This is a genomic window from Actinomycetospora sp. (assembly GCF_036497585.1).
Lineage (GTDB): Bacteria > Actinomycetota > Actinomycetes > Mycobacteriales > Pseudonocardiaceae > Actinomycetospora.
In genome coordinates, this window is sequence record NZ_DASXJD010000067.1 from 1 (window position 1) to 15137 (window position 15137).

General features: G+C 75.5%; 13 protein-coding genes. 9 read left to right on the plus strand and 4 right to left on the minus strand.

What is annotated here, in order from left to right; all coding sequences use genetic code 11:
- From murJ to VGH76_RS06220, 7 genes are all read left to right on the plus strand, one after another.
- Positions 1–2299, plus strand: a 2299-nt coding sequence (gene murJ / locus VGH76_RS06190) for a murein biosynthesis integral membrane protein MurJ (protein WP_331555745.1), incomplete at its 5' end; no start/stop codon positions are given.
- Between the two features lie 170 nt (positions 2300–2469).
- On the plus strand, positions 2470–4470 hold the full coding sequence (locus VGH76_RS06195) for a hypothetical protein (RefSeq protein ID WP_331555746.1): 2001 nt from the start codon (positions 2470–2472) through the stop codon (positions 4468–4470).
- Between the two features lie 91 nt (positions 4471–4561).
- Entirely contained in the window at positions 4562–5149 is a 588-nt protein-coding gene (gene sigM / locus VGH76_RS06200; protein ID WP_414637681.1) for an RNA polymerase sigma factor SigM, read from the plus strand.
- Positions 5146–5946, plus strand: a complete 801-nt coding sequence (locus VGH76_RS06205; RefSeq protein ID WP_331555748.1) for a hypothetical protein — start codon at positions 5146–5148, stop codon at positions 5944–5946. Before sigM ends, VGH76_RS06205 begins: the two co-directional genes overlap by 4 nt.
- A 58-nt stretch (positions 5947–6004) precedes the next feature.
- Positions 6005–7027 (plus strand): thioredoxin-disulfide reductase, encoded by a 1023-nt coding sequence (trxB, locus tag VGH76_RS06210; protein ID WP_331555749.1) that lies wholly within the window; start codon positions 6005–6007, stop codon positions 7025–7027.
- A 105-nt stretch (positions 7028–7132) separates the two neighbouring features.
- Positions 7133–7459: a thioredoxin gene (gene trxA / locus VGH76_RS06215; protein WP_169183627.1), complete on the plus strand. Its 327-nt coding sequence runs from the start codon at positions 7133–7135 to the stop codon at positions 7457–7459.
- 257 nt (positions 7460–7716) lie between these two features.
- Positions 7717–8877: an N-acetylmuramoyl-L-alanine amidase gene (locus VGH76_RS06220; RefSeq protein ID WP_331555750.1), complete on the plus strand. Its 1161-nt coding sequence runs from the start codon at positions 7717–7719 to the stop codon at positions 8875–8877.
- 70 nt (positions 8878–8947) lie between these two features.
- Here VGH76_RS06220 and VGH76_RS06225 read toward each other — a convergent pair whose 3' ends face one another.
- On the minus strand, positions 8948–9622 hold the full coding sequence (locus VGH76_RS06225) for a GNAT family N-acetyltransferase (RefSeq protein ID WP_331555751.1): 675 nt from the start codon (positions 9620–9622) through the stop codon (positions 8948–8950).
- A 184-nt stretch (positions 9623–9806) separates the two neighbouring features.
- Here VGH76_RS06225 and VGH76_RS06230 point away from each other — a divergent pair, with 184 nt between their 5' ends.
- Positions 9807–11174, plus strand: a complete 1368-nt coding sequence (locus VGH76_RS06230) for a PLP-dependent aminotransferase family protein (RefSeq protein ID WP_331555752.1) — start codon at positions 9807–9809, stop codon at positions 11172–11174.
- 36 nt (positions 11175–11210) lie between these two features.
- Complete coding sequence (locus VGH76_RS06235; RefSeq protein WP_331555753.1) at positions 11211–12182, plus strand: D-alanine--D-alanine ligase; 972 nt, start codon at positions 11211–11213, stop codon at positions 12180–12182.
- Positions 12183–12237: 55 nt separating this feature from the next.
- Here the strand turns inward: VGH76_RS06235 and VGH76_RS06240 are convergent, their stop codons facing one another.
- The 3 genes from VGH76_RS06240 to rsmG form a co-directional block, all read right to left on the minus strand.
- Entirely contained in the window at positions 12238–13302 is a 1065-nt protein-coding gene (locus VGH76_RS06240) for a ParB/RepB/Spo0J family partition protein (RefSeq protein WP_331555754.1), read from the minus strand.
- Positions 13299–14207, minus strand: a complete 909-nt coding sequence (locus VGH76_RS06245) for a ParA family protein (RefSeq protein ID WP_331555776.1) — start codon at positions 14205–14207, stop codon at positions 13299–13301. Before VGH76_RS06245 ends, VGH76_RS06240 begins: the two co-directional genes overlap by 4 nt.
- Positions 14208–14359: 152 nt before the next feature.
- On the minus strand, positions 14360–15052 hold the full coding sequence (gene rsmG / locus VGH76_RS06250; protein WP_331555777.1) for a 16S rRNA (guanine(527)-N(7))-methyltransferase RsmG: 693 nt from the start codon (positions 15050–15052) through the stop codon (positions 14360–14362).
- Between the last annotated feature and the right edge of the window lie 85 nt (positions 15053–15137).

The window sequence follows — 15137 nt, forward strand, 5'->3', positions numbered from 1 at the left end:
CCGCGAGCGGCGTCCGGTCGTCCCGCCGCCCCCGCCGGCGGACGGCGTCGTGCCACCGCCACCCGCCCCCGAGGCGCCGGTGACGGGCCCGGCCGGCCCGCCCGGCCGCTCGGCCCCCGCGGGTACCCGCCCTCCCGGGCCCCCGCAGCAGGGCCCCCCGCAACAGGGCCCGCCGGGACCCGTCCCCCGGGGACCGGTCCCGCCCCACCAGCAGGGGCCACCGCGCCGGGAGCCGCCGGCGGGCGGCCCTGCGCCCGGGGCACCCCCGCACCGGCCGCCATCCGCCGGACCGGGATCCCGCGGCCCCGTCGGGCGGGGCGCCGGCGGGCCCCCCGCCGTCGACCCCTGCGCCCCCGGGCCGGTCCCGCCGGCGCACCGGGGCGCCCCGGCGCACCCGCCGCCCGACCCGACCCGCCCGATCGGCCGCGCCGACGAGGCGGCGGACACCGCGACGGCCCCGGCGCGGGCGGTGCCCGGCACCCCCGACCCCGGGACCGACGCGACCACCGAGACCGACCTCGTGCCCGCCCGGGTCGAGGAGGCCACCGCCCGGATGACGGCGCTGGCCGGCCGCGGCGGCGCCGACCGCTCCCCGCCGCTGGCCTCGTGGACCGTCGGAGACTCCCTCGACGAGACCGTGCTGCTGCCGCGGCCACCCCTGGAGCAGGACGCGTCCGCGGTCCCCGCCCCGCGCACCGCCGGCGACGAACGGGACGACTCCTCCCTGGTCAAGGCCTCCGGCGGCATGGCGGTGGCGACCCTGGTCAGCCGCCTCACCGGCTTCCTTCGCACCCTCGCGCTGGCCGCGACGATCGGCCTCGGGCTCGTCGGCAGCTCGTTCAACATCGCGAACACCCTGCCCAACATCATCTTCGAGCTGCTGCTCGGCGGGGTCCTCACCAGCGTCGTCATCCCCGTGCTGGTGCGCGCCGCCAAGGAGGACGGGGACGAGGGCGACGGCTTCGCCCAGAAGCTGCTCACCGGGGCGGCGCTGGTGCTGTTCGCCGCGACCGTGCTCGCGGTCCTCGCCTCGCCCCTGCTCGTGCAGCCCTACATCGAGAACGAGGCGAACCGGCCGCTGGCCACCGACTTCGCCTACCTCCTGCTGCCGCAGATCTTCTTCTACGGCATGGGGGCGCTCTTCGGCGCGATCCTCAACGCGCGGGCAGTGTTCGGTCCGGCGGCGTGGGCCCCGGTCCTCAACAACGTCATCGTGCTGATCGCGCTGGCGATCTACTGGGTGCTGCCGGCGCCCACCGACGGCAGCCCGGTCAGCACCACCCAGCTGCTCGTCGTCGGCGTGGGCAGCACGCTGGGCATCGTCCTGCAGGCCGCGGTGATGCTGCCCGCGATGCGCCGCACCGGGTTCCGGTGGCACTGGCGCTTCGGGTGGGACCCGCGGCTCTCGTCGTTCGGCGGGCTCGCCGCGTGGGTGATCGGCTACGTGGTGGTCAGCCAGATCGGCCTGACGGTGATCCTGCGGGTGGCGTTCTCGGCCGACGACGGCGGCCCGTCGATCTACTCCAACTCCTGGCTGCTCATCCAGGTGCCCTACGGCGTCTTGGGCGTGTCGCTGCTCACCGCGCTCATGCCGCGGATGAGCGCGGCGGCCGCCAACGGGCGCCTCGACCAGGTCGTCGACGACCTCTCGCTGGGCTCACGGCTCTCGGCGGTCACGCTGCTGCCGGTCAGCCTCGTCCTCACGGTGTTCGGCTCGCAGCTCGGCGTCGCGATGTTCTCGGTGGGTCGGGCCGGCGGGTCGTCGGCGGAGGCGCTCGGGGCGGCGCTGTCGGCGTCGGCGTTCGGGCTGCTGCCGATGGCGGTGGTGATGCTGCAGCTGCGGGTCTTCTACGCCATGGCCGACGCACGCACTCCCACGCTGATCATGGTCGTCATGACCGCGGTCAAGGTGCCGCTCGCCTACCTGTGCCCGGTGCTGCTCCCCCCCGACCAGGTGGTGCTCGGCCTGGCCGCGGTCAACGCGTTCGGGTTCGTGGTCGGCCTCGTGGTGGGCGACGTGTGGCTCCGACACCGCATCGGGCGGCTCGACACCCGCCGGGTGCTGCGGACCGTGCTCCTCACCGGGATCGCCTCGGTCGTCTCGGTGCTCACCGCGGTCGTGGTCGTGACGCTGCTGGAACGCCTGCTCGGCGGGGCGGGCGCCGTCGCGAAGGCGTGGCTCACGGTCGGGGTGGGCGGGGCCGTCTCGCTCACCGTCGTGGTGGTCGCCATGCGGCTGCTGCGGGTGCCGGAGCTCGACCCCGTGGTCTCCCGGCTGCGCCGGCTCGTCGCCCGCTGATCATCCCGGCCACGGGCTCGGGGTTGCGCCACCGTGACGGGTGTCGCCGCCGGACGCACGGTCCACGACGGGCGGCCCGGTGTCCCGTAGGCTCGCCTCCGAACGGGGCGCGCGGTCGTCGAGGATCTCTGACCGCGCGGGGGGTGTGGCGAGCGCGCCGGAGGTGAGGGGTGGACGACGCGATGGCCGGCCGCCGTGCGCCCGGAGCACCGCGAGGCGCCGTCGCCGAGTCGTCCGGCCCCGTCGAGGACCGCGCGGTCTACGCCGAGGCCACGGCCGCCGTCGACGCCGAGGAGCCTCCCGTGCCGTCCGCGGGCACCGGTGGCGACGCCGAGGAGCCTCCCGTGCCGTCCGCGGGCGGTGGCGACGCCGCGGAGCCGGGCCGCCCGGAGCCGGAGCCCGCCGACACGGACTCCCCGACCACCGCGGTGCCGCCGGTCGCGGACGCCCCGGAGACGCCGTCCGGCCCGCGCCTCGACGGCCCGACGACGTTCCTGCCCGGCGGTACGCGCCGCGGCGGCACCGGCTCCCGGTCCACCGCGCGCGGCGGGACGGGTGACCGGGGCGGGAGCACCGGGTCCGGCCGGGGCGCCGGTGCCCCGTGGGGATCGCGGGCGCCCGCGTCCGGCCCCATCGCGGTCGGCCGTGACGGCGCGATCGTCCCCGGCACCGTGATCGCCGATCGCTACCGGCTCGTCGCCGAGGTGGGTCGCGACCGCTCCGCCGACGCCGTGCTCTGGAAGGCGCGGGACACCACGCTCGAGCGCGACGTGGCGATCACGCTGCTCGTCGGCGACTGGCAGGCCGACGTGCGGGCCGCGGCCGCGCTCTCCCGCGCGACCCGCTCGGCCCACTTCTCCCACCGTCACGCCGCCCGGGTGCTCGACGTGGTGCAGCCCGGCTCGTCCCGGCTCCCCGCCGGGGTGCTGGGCGCGGCTGTCGCCGAGTGGACGCCCGGACGCGACCTGGCCGAGCTGGTGGCCGGAGGACCTCTCAGCCCGAGCGCGGCGCTGCGGGTCGTCGAGCCGCTGGCCCAGGCGGTCGCGGACGCGCACCGGGCCGGCCTCGTCCTCGGCATCGACCACCCGCAGCGGGTCCGGGTGACCGCCCGGGCCAACGCCCGGCTCGCCTTCCCGATGCCCCGCGGCGACGCCGGGGTCGACGACGACGTCCGCGGGCTCGGCGCGACGCTCTACCTGCTGCTGACCGGGCGCTGGCCCTCGACCGACGGCACCACGCCCGCCGGCCTCAAGGCCGCCAGCCGCACCGCCTCGGGCGCACCCGTCCCGGTCCGCGACCTGCGCCCGGCGCTCCCGATCGGGCTGGCCGCCCTCGTCGACCGGACGCTCGACGCCACCGGCGGCATCCGCACCGCCGCGGCCGTGCACGGGCTGGTGCGCCAGCTGCGCGAGGGCGCCGAGGACGACGGCGTGCTGCTCCCGCTGACCGAGGACGGCGTCCAGTTCGAGGACGAGCCCGGCACGGTGTGGCACCCCGACGATGACGAGACACCCGAGCAGCACGACGCCGCGACGCGACGCAAGCTCCGCATCGGGGTGACGCTGCTCGTGGTCGCCGTGCTCGCGATCGTCGCGTTCGTCGCCTTCCAGGCGGTGTCGCTGGTCGGGGGCGGACCGTCCTCCGGGCCGCCCCTGGTGATCCCCACGTCGGCCGCCCCGGCACCCGCGCCCGCCCCGGCCCAGGCCGCCCCCGCGGTGCCGGCCGCACCGACGGGACCGGTGCAGCTCTCGAGCATCGCGGTGTACGACCCCTCGGGCGATCCGGACAACCCCAACCGGGTCGGGCGCGCCGCGGACAACGACCCGTCGTCGAGCTGGTCCACCTCCGACTACGACGAGCAGTTCCCGTCGCTCAAGCCCGGCGTCGGGCTGATGACCACGTTCCGGGCGCCCGCGCTCGTGTCCCAGGTCGTGGTGCGCTCGCCGAGCCCCGGCACGACGATCGAGATCCGGTCCGCCGCCGCGCCCGACGTCCCGCTGGCCCAGACCCAGGTGGTGGGCACCGGGACGGTCTCGGGGGACACCACGACCATCCCGGTGCAGATGGCCGCCCCGACGAGCAACCTGCTCGTCTGGATCACCGCGCTGGACAAGTCGGGCGACCGGTACAAGAGCCAGATCGCCGAGGTGACGGTGGTCGGCGCCGGCTGAGCGGGGTGGGTTTCCCGGAACCGCACCCCGGCGGGAGGGGCCGCGTCTAGCGTCCGCTCCCGTGGCCGACCCACGCTCCGACCAGGAGCTCATGGCCGCCCACGTGGCGGGCCACCCCCGCGCGTTCGACGAGATCGTCCGGCGCCACACCGACCGGTTGTGGGCGTTCGCGGTGCGGACCCTGGGGGACTCCCACGAGGCCTCGGACGCCCTGCAGGAGGCGTTCCTGTCCGCCTTCCGCGCCGCGGCAGGCTGGCGCGGCGAGGCCTCGGTGTCCACCTGGCTGCACCGGATCGTCTACCGCGCCTGTCTCGACCGGGTGCGCCAGCGCCGGACCCACCGCGCGGACCCGCTGGAGGAGGACACCGATCTCCCGACCCCCCGCGACGCGATGGCCGACCGCATGACCGTGCTGGCGGTGGACGAGGCGCTGGAGCGGCTGCCGGCCGGCCAGCGCGCGGCGGTCGTGCTCGTCGACATGCAGGGCCTGTCCGTCGCCGAGGCGGCGTCGGCCCTGGGCGTGCGGGAAGGCACCGTGAAGAGCCGCGCCGCCCGGGGGCGCTACCGGCTCGCGGTACTCCTCGGTCACCTGCGTCCCGGAGCGGGGAACGACGAGGGCCCCGCGGACGTCGAAGTCTCGGGAGGCGACGTGTCGAGCCGTGCGGGAGGTGAGCGATGAGGCCGGGCGAGGACGGCCCCGGGGACGGGCGACGGGCCCCGGCGGTGGATCCGGGCGCCGACGACGCCGTCGTGCGCCACGGCGACGGGCACGCGCCCCGGCCGGGGGAGGAGGCGCTCTTCGCGGCGCTGGACCGCACGCGCGCCGAGCTCGCCGCGGCGCCCGCGCCGCCGCTGCCCGCCGGGTTCGCCGCGCGGATGCAGGAGCGGCTCGCCGCCGAGGGCGCCGCGGGTGCCGACGACGCCGGGTCGGGCGCCCCGCCGCCGTCGGGGTCGGGCAGGGGCGGCCGGAACCGGCCGCCGGGGCGCTCGTCGTCCCGCCCGCCGGGCCGGCCGGCCGGTCGGGGCGGGCCGCACCGCACCCGCCGTCGCCTGCTCGCGGCCGGGCTCGGGGCCCTCGCGCTCGTGGCGGCGGTGACGGGCGGCGTCCGGGCCACCACCGGGGACCGGACCGGCCCGGTGCCCACCGCCGCGGCGACCCCCGGCCCGGTCACCCCCGGGCCGGGCCCGGTGCCGGTCTCGGGCGCCGACCCGGTCCGGGCGCTGCGGGCGGGCCTCGGCGCCCATGATCCCGGGCCGCTCGCCGACCCCGGCCGCCGGGGCGGCTGCCTCGTCGCGCACGGGCTGCCCGCGGGCACCGTCCCCCTCGGGACCCGGCAGGTCGTCCTCGACGGCCGGCCCGGGACGCTGCTCGTGCTGCCCACCGGCACCGCCGGACGGTTCCGGCTGCTCGTCGTCGGCCCGCGGTGCACCGCCGGGAGCCCCGACACGCTCGCCGACCTCACGGTGGGTGGGTGAGTGGGGTGGACGACGACCGGTGGGGAATCCTGGACCCGTGACGGACGTTGCAGCGCACGTGAGTGAGCAGACCATCCACGACGTCGTGATCGTGGGTTCCGGACCGGCGGGGTACACCGCGGCGACCTACGCGGCGCGGGCACAGCTCGACGTCGTGGTCTTCGAGGGCAGCCAGTTCGGCGGAGCGCTCATGACCACGACCGAGGTCGAGAACTATCCCGGCTTCGCCGACAGCATCATGGGCCCCGAGCTGATGGACCAGATGCGGCGCCAGGCCGAGCGGTTCGGTGCGCAGCTGCGGCCCGAGGACGTGGACTCCCTGGACCTGTCGGGGGAGGTCAAGTCCGTGACCGTCGGTGGCGAGACCCACCGCGGCCGATCCGTGATCCTTGCCATGGGTGCGGCGCCGCGCTACCTCGACGTCCCCGGTGAGGAGCGCCTCCTCGGCCACGGCGTCAGCGCCTGTGCGACCTGTGACGGCTTCTTCTTCCGCGACCACGACATCGTCGTGGTCGGCGGCGGCGACTCCGCCATGGAGGAGGCCACGTTCCTGACCCGCTTCGCCCGTTCGGTGACGATCGTGCACCGGCGCGAGGAGTTCCGCGCCTCCGGGATCATGCTGGAGCGCGCCCGGGCCGACAAGAAGATCACGTTCCGCACGAACGCCGTGGTCACGGAGGTCCTCGGGGAGAACGCCGTGTCGGGCGTGCGGGTGCGCGACGTCGTCACCGGCGAGGAGGACACGCTGGAGGTCTCGGGCATGTTCGTCGCCATCGGGCACGACCCCCGCTCGACGCTGGTCGCCGGGCAGGTCCAGACCGACGACGAGGGCTACGTGCGCGTCGACACGCCGAGCACCTACACGAATCTTCCCGGTGTCTTCGCCTGCGGCGACCTCATCGACAAGACCTATCAGCAGGCCGTCACGGCGGCCGGCAGCGGCTGCACCGCCTCGATCGACGCGGAGCGCTGGCTCGCCGAGGTCGACGCGGCGAGCTCGACGAGGTCGACGCCGGAGACCTCGCCGAAGCCGACCGTCGACTCCGAGCTCACCCCGGAGCTCGACACCGTGGCGTCCTGACCGACCACCCGCCGGCCGGGCCGTGCGGCGCGCGGATCCGGCCCCCGATACCGATCCGACCGGTCGAGCATCCCGCTCGACCGTTGATCCGAGGAGGATCCCCCGATGGGCAGCCCCGTCACCGTCACCGACTCCACCTTCTCCGACGAGGTGCTGAGCAGCGACAAGCCCGTCCTGGTCGACTTCTGGGCCACCTGGTGCGGCCCCTGCAAGATGGTCGCCCCGGTCCTCGAGGAGATCGCCCAGGAGCACGGCGACAAGCTCACCGTCGCGAAGCTGGACATCGACCAGAACCAGGCCACCGCGCGTGACTACCAGGTCATGTCGATCCCTACCATGATCGTCTTCCAGGGCGGCAAGCCGGTGAAGCAGATCGTGGGCGCGAAGCCGAAGGCTGCGCTGCTCAACGACCTCTCCGACGTCCTGGGCTAGGCATCCACCACCCCGCACGCCGGGTCCGGACCCCGTCCGGGCCCGGCGTCGTCGTGTCCGGGCTCGGACGGCGATCCGGGCGGTGATCCCGAACCGTGACCGTGCGGCACGGGCCCGATGCGGGGTGCGAGCGGGCCGACAAGGCACAATGAGACCCCGGTGAACCGAGGCGGATTCCCGCCCGGCCACGTCCACGAGGACGCCCGGGTGCGTGTCGGTCCATCGTCAGGGGTCCGGACTGCGACGGGAGCGACGGAATGCAGCTGCTGAGCCGCGGCGACACCGGTCCGGCCGTCGCCGAGGTCCGCGCAGCACTCCAGGCGCTGGGACTCGTCGAACCACCCGGGCGCGGCGGCCCGCCCCCGGAGCCGGGTCGCTTCGACGAGACCCTCGAGGACGCCGTCCGCGCGTTCCAGCAGAACCGGGGCCTCATCACCGACGGGGTGGTCGGCCCCTCCACCTACCGCGCCCTGCGGGACGCCCGCTGGTCCCTCGGGGACCGCATGCTCTGCCTGCAGGCCTCGAACACCATGACCGGCGACGACGTCTTCGCGCTCCAGGAGCGCCTCCTCGAGCTGGGGTACGACTCCGGGCGCGCGGACGGCGTCTTCGGCCGGCAGACCGAGCAGGCACTGCGCAGCTTCCAGCGCGACTACGGGATGGCGCCCGACGGCATCTGCGGCCCGCGCACCCTGCGCCACCTCGGCTACCTCGGCCGGAAGGTCACGGGCGGGCGCCCGGGCCTGCTCCGCGAGCAGGAGCGCCTCCACCGCGCCGGTCCCCGTCTGTCCGGCAAGCGCATCGTGATCGATCCAGGTCACGGTGGGCAGCACCCCGGCGTCGCCGTCGGCGGGGTCACCGAGGCCGGTCTGGTGTCCGACATCGCCCGGCGTCTCGAGGGCCGGATGTCGGCCGCCGGGATGGAGGCGCTGCTCTCCCACGGCCCGCACGACTGCCCCTCGGACGCCGAGCGCGCCGGGTTCGCCAACACCGCGGGCGCGGACGTCGTGCTGTCGCTGCACGTCGACGCGAACCCCAGCCCGGCCGCCAACGGCCTGGCCGCCTTCCACTTCGGCACCGGCACCGGGGCGACGTCCACGGTCGGTGAGGCCCTCGCGGGCTACATCCACCGCGAGCTGCTCGCCCGCACCCGGATGCTCGACTGCGGGGTCCACCCGCGGCCCTGGGAACTGCTGCGGCTCACCCGCATGCCCGCGGTCCGCGTCGAGATCGGCTACCTGACCAACGAGCAGGACCGCACGGCCCTGCTCGACCCGGCGTTCCGCGATGTCGTCGCCGAGGGGATCCTCGTCGCTGTCAAGCGGCTCTACCTGCTCGGGCAGAACGACAAGCCGACCGGCACGTTCACCTTCTCCGACATCCTCCAGCGCGAAGAAGGCAGCCCCATCGGTGCCTAGGTGGCCTGCGGCCATGTGAGCACCTTCGGGGGCGATAACCCCCGAAAGTGCTCACATGCGCGAAGCGCACCTACCGAGGCGCCGGGGCGCCCACCGGGGCGGCGGGCGCCGTCGTCACCGTCACCGAGCCGAGGAGCTGGGCGATGGCCGCCTCGACGTCCTCCTTCCAGGAGAACCCGGTGCGCAGCTCGAGCCGCAGCCGCGGCCAGCGGTGGTGGTGCGCGACGGTCTTGAAGCCGACCGCGCGCAGGAACGCCGCCGGGAGCACGCAGGTCGGCGTGTCCTCGGCGGTCCGGGCGTGGGCCTCGCCACGCGGCCGGTCGGCGGTGTCGCCGAAGGCCTCGAGGGCCTTGACGCCGCGGCGGGAGAGGTCGCGCACCACGTCCTGCACGAGCAGGCGGCCGACCCCCGAGCCGCTGAAGTCGGGCACGACGTGCAGCCCGCAGAGCAGCACCGCGTCCGCGCCGACCGGGGAGGTCGGGAACGCGGCGGCCCGGGGCACGGCGGCGGGCGGGGCGTAGAACGCGTAGCCGGCCGGGACGCCCTCGACATGGGCGATGCGCCCGCACGAGCCCCACTCGAGCAGGACGCCCGAGACCCAGGCCTCCTTCTCCAGCTCCAGGGTGCCGAACTCCTCGGCCTGCTCGCCCAGGTGCGGCGGGAGCTCCCAGTAGACGCAGCGACGACAGCCCTTGGGCAGCTCGTCGATGTTGTCCAGGGTGACCCCGACACACTCTCGCGACACCGACACTCCCGCCCTGCCCGCCCTGAACCCCTGCCGGAGGGTCTGCCTACCCCTCCGGACCCGTGACGGCAATACGGGCACCACCGATCGTGGCGTGGGTGACGCCGAGGTCCGGCCGATCGTGGGAACCGACCGCGTAGACTCGCCAGGCGATCCACGCCGTCCTGTCACGAAAGGGTCGCCGATGACCGCGATGCCTCCCGACCACCGCACCACCGGGTCCACCGGGCCGGCCGCGGCGGCGGGGGATGCCGGCGACCCGCACCTCGAGCGGTACGCGGCCCGCACGGCGGGGATGACCGCCTCGGAGATCCGGGCGCTGTTCGCCGTCGCCAGCCGCCCCGAGGTCGTCTCGCTGGCCGGCGGGATGCCGAACCTCGCCGCGCTGCCCCTCGAGTCGCTCTCGGTCGAGGTCGCCGGACTGGTGGCCGCCGAGGGGCAGAGCGCGCTGCAGTACGGCTCCGCGCAGGGCGTCCCGGTCCTGCGCGAGCAGATCGGGGAGGTCATGGCGTTCGAGGCCGGCAGCCTCGCGGCCACGGGCGGCTTCGCCCCGGACGACGTCGTCGTCACCGTCGGCTCCCAGTCGGCGCTGGACATGCTGACCCGGCTCTTCGTCGACCCGGGCGATGTCGTGCTCGCCGAGTCGCCGTCCTACGTCGGGGCGCTGGGCTCGTTCGCGGCCTACCAGGCCGAGGTCCGCCACGTCGCCATGGACGACGACGGGCTCGTCCCGGCGGCCCTCGACGAGGCCCTGCAGCGCCTGGCGCGCGGGGGCAGGCGGGCCAAGTTCCTCTACACGGTCCCGAACTTCCACAACCCGGTCGGCGTGAGCCTCGCGGCCGACCGGCGTCCGGAGATCGTGGAGCTGTGCCGCCGCCACGGGGTGCTGATCATCGAGGACAACCCGTACGGCCTGCTCGGCTTCGACGGGCAGACCTACCCCTCGATGCGGTCCCTCGACCCGGAGAACGTCGTCTACCTCGGCTCGTTCTCCAAGATCTTCGCCTCGGGTCTGCGGGTGGGCTGGGCGCTCGCGCCTCACGGCATCCGCGACAAGCTGGTCCTCGCGGCCGAGTCGGCGACACTCTGCCCGCCGGCCTTCACCCAGCTCGTCGTCTCGCGCTACCTCGCGACGCACGACTGGCGCAGCCTCGTGAAGTCGTTCCGGGAGATGTACCGGGAGCGTTGCGAGGCGATGCTCGCCGCGCTCGCGACGCACCTCCCCGACGGGTGCCGCTGGACGCGTCCGCAGGGCGGGTTCTTCGTGTGGGCCACCGTGCCCGAGGGCGTCGACACCCGCGCGATGCTGCCCCGGGCGATCACCGCCCGCGTCGCGTACGCGTCGGGCACCGGCTTCCACGCCGACGGGTCCGGCAGCCGCCACATGCGGCTGTCGTTCTGCTACCCGCCGCCGGAGCGGATCACCGAGGGCGTCCGACGGCTCGCGGGGGTGCTGGACGGCGAGCTCGACCTCCTGCGGACCTTCGGTGTCGCCGGCCCCCGCTCCGGGGCACCGGGCGGACCGCAGGCCCCGGCGGCCGACACCGCGTAGCGGGGCCGCCGTCGGCCACCAGATAGGTTCCCGGCCGTGACCGACCCGGCCAGGACCGATCTCACCGTCGCCGTGCTCGCCGGGGGGCTCTCCCACGAGCGGGACGTCTCGCTGCGCTCGGGCCGCCGGATCGCCTCGGTGCTGCGCGACGCCGGCGCCACGGTCGACGAGTGGGACACCGACGCCGCGCTGCTCGGCCGCCTGACCACCGGCCGACCCGACGCGGTCGTCGTCGCCCTGCACGGTGGCGAAGGCGAGAACGGGGCCGTCCAGAGCGTCCTGGAGCTGCTCGGCGTGCCCTTCGTGGGCACCCGGGCGCGGGACTGCCGGCGCGCCCACGACAAGCCGACGGCGAAGGCCGAACTCGCCCGGGCCGGCCTGGACACCCCGGAGTGGGTGGCCCTGCCGCAGACGACCTTCCGCGAGCTCGGCGCGGCAGGGGTGCTCGACGCCCTCGTCGCCCGGCTCGGATTGCCGCTCATGCTCAAGCCCGACCAGGGGGGATCCGCGCTCGGTGCGCAGGTCGTCCGGGACCCCGCCGAGCTCCCGGCCGCCATGGTCGGGGCGCTGGCCTACGGCGACACCGTGCTCGTCGAGCGGTTCGTGGAGGGCGTCGAGGTCGCGGTGTCGGTGGTCGACACCGGCGACGGGCCGGTCGCGCTGCCGGCCGTCGAGGTCGAGCCCGGCAACGGCGTCTACGACTACACCGCCCGGTACACGGCGGGCCTCACGCGCTTCCACTGCCCGGCACGGCTGCCCGACGACGTCGCCGGCCGCGTCGCCGAGGCGGCGGTGGCTGCCCACCGGGTCCTCGGGCTGCGGGACCTCTCGCGCACCGACGCGGTCGTCGACGCCGAGGGGCGGGTCCAGCTCCTGGAGGTCAACGTGTCCCCGGGACTGACCGAGAACTCGCTCCTGCCCCGGGCCGTCGCGGCGGCGGGTCGCGACCTCGGCGAGGTCTTCACCCGCCTCGTGGATCTCGCGGTCTCCCGCGGCGTCGGAGCCTGACGAGCGCAGCGGCGATCTCAGAGCGCCCTGAGATCGCCGCTGACGGCTTCGTGGATCACGCCGAGGGTGACGGGCCCGAGGAGCCCTCCGGACCCATCAGACGGGCGATGCGCTCCAGATCCTCGACGGATCCGAACTCGACGACGATCCGGCCCTTGCGCTGCCCCAGCTCGACCTTGACGCTTGTGTCGTAGGCGTCGGAGAGCCGCTCGGCGAGATCCTGGAGGCCCGGTGCGTGCAGCGGCCGGCGCGGGGGGGTGCGGCGCTTCGCCGCGGACGGTTCCTTCTCCCCCCGCGCGAGGGTCACCGCCTCCTCCGCGGCACGCACGGACATGCCTTCGGCGACGATGCGCGCGGCGAGCTCCTCCTGCGTGCCGGTGTCCTCGACGCCGAGGAGCGCCCGGGCGTGCCCCGCCGAGAGCACCCCGGCGGCCACGCGGCGCTGGACCGCGACGGGCAGGCGCAGCAGCCGGATGGTGTTGGTGATCGCCGGCCTGCTGCGGCCGATCCGGTCGGCGAGCTGCTCGTGCGTCACGTCGAACTCGGTGAGCAGCTGCTGGTAGGCGGCCGCCTCCTCGAGCGGGTTGAGCTGGACCCGGTGGATGTTCTCGAGGAGCGCGTCGCGCAGCAGGTCGTCGTCGGCGGTGCGTCGGACGATCGCCGGGATGTGGGTGAGGCCGGCGCGCTCGGCGGCGCGCCAGCGGCGCTCGCCCATGACGAGCTCGTGGGTGACGTCGGCGGTGGCACCGCCGCGGGGGATCGGCTCCTCGAGCTCCCGCACGACGATCGGCTGGAGCAGCCCGAACTCGCGCACGGAGTGCTCGAGCTCCGCGAGCGCCTCCTCGTCGAAGACGGTGCGCGGCTGGCGCGGGTTGGCCCGGATGCCGTCCACCCGGACCTCGCGGTAGACGGCGCCGGCCACCGCGCCGGCGTCGGCGGCGCGCCCGTCGGCCGCCGTCGTGGGCTCCGGGACCGCCGCCGGGGTGCGCTGCCCGATGACGACGTCCGCCGCGCGGCTGCCGACGCCGGGGCGGACGGCGGGGGACTCGGGCGCGTCGGGCGGCCCGGTCGGGATCAGCGCGGCGAGCCCGCGGCCGAGGCCGCCTCGACGTTCGGTCATCCGTGGTCCCCCGTGGTGCTCGCAGCGGCCGATTCCGTCCGTCGCTCCGCGACCGCGGCGCGCATGGCGAACTCACGGGCCGCGTCGAGATAGCTCATCGCGCCCCGGGAGCCCGGGTCGTAGGTCAGCACGGTCTGGCCGAACCCGGGCGCCTCGCTGACCTTGACGCTGCGGGGGATCACCGTGCGCAGCACCAGGTCGCCGAAGTGGCTGCGGACCTCGTGCGTGACCTGGTCGGCGAGCTTGGTGCGGCCGTCGTACATCGTCAGCAGGATCGTCGAGACGTGCAGCGACGGGTTGAGGTGCGACTGCACGAGGCCGATGTTGCTCAGCAGCTGGGAGAGCCCCTCCAGCGCGTAGTACTCACACTGGATCGGGATGAGGACCTCGGGCGCCGCGACCATGGCGTTCAACGTGAGCAGCCCGAGCGAGGGCGGGCAGTCGACGAGGACGTAGTCGACGTCGAGCCGGTCGAGCGCCTCGGTCGAGAGCGCCTGCCGGAGCCGGGACTCCCGGTTCATCATCGAGACGAGCTCGATCTCGGCGCCGGCGAGGTCGATCGTCGCGGGCACGCAGAGCAGGTCCTGGGAGCGGTCGCAGACCTGCGCGGCCTGGTCGAGGGTCATCTCCCCGATGAGCACCTCGTAGATCGAGGGCACCCCGCTGCGGTGGTCGACCCCGAGCGCGGTGCTCGCATTGCCCTGCGGGTCGAGGTCGACGACGAGGACCCGGGCGCCGTGCAGCGCGAGGGCGGCGGCCAGGTTGACGGTGCTCGTCGTCTTGCCGACGCCGCCCTTCTGGTTCGCGACCGTGATGATCCGACGACGGGCCGGCCGCGGCATCCGGTGGTCCTCGGGGTGGAGCACCCGGGCGGCCCGGGCGGCCTCCTCGGCGATCGGCGTCATCCCGCCGCCGTCGCCGTAGATGACCTCGCCGGCCCCGAGCACGCCGGCCCCCACCGTCGACACGGCCTCGCTGACCGCTTCGCGCACCTTCTCCGCGCTCGGCCGGTCGGCGCTGCGCCGCGTTTCACGTGGAACGCCGTCATGTCCTTCGGTCACGAGGATCGATCCTTCCTCCCACGACCGCGCCGACCCGCGCCGGGGCCCGAGCCGGCCGCGCTCCGTCGCTCGTTTCGATGTACCACCACGATGTGCGTCGTGGCGTCTCCCGCGCCGCAACTCACGACCTCGATCTCGGCGGCCCCGGCGGCGTGGAGATCGTCCGCGTCGCGCCGCACCTCGTCGTGCGCGCTCGCGCCCTTGAGCGCCGCGAGTCTCCCACCCGGCCGGACGAGGGGCATCGCCCACGTCGCGAGCCGCCCGATCGGCGCCACGGCCCGCGCCGTCACCACGTCCGACTCGCCGCACGCCCGGCGGGTCTCGCGCTCCTCGGCCCGGCCCCGGCGCACCGTGACGTCGAGCCCCAGGGCGGCGACCACCTCCTCCAGCCAGGCGACCCGGCGGGCCATCGGCTCGAGGAGGGTCACGGAGAGGTCCGGCCGGGACAGGGCGAGCGGGATGCCGGGCAGCCCCGCCCCGGAGCCGATGTCGAGGACCGTCGACCCCTCGGGGACCACCCGCCCCACGTAGGCGGAGTTCACCAGGTGGCGGTCCCAGAGCCGCGGGATCTCCCGCGGGCCGATGACCCCCTGGTCCCGGCCCGGGCCGGCGAGCAGTTCCGCGTAGCGCCGGGCCCGGGGGAGCGCGTCCCCGAAGAGCTCGACCGCCTCGGGTGTCGGCTCGGCCACCGTCGCGTCGTCGACGAGGCCGTTCCCGCCGGGGTCGGTGGTCTCGGTGGCGTCGGGCGCCGAGGGCTCGTCCCCCGGTGCACCG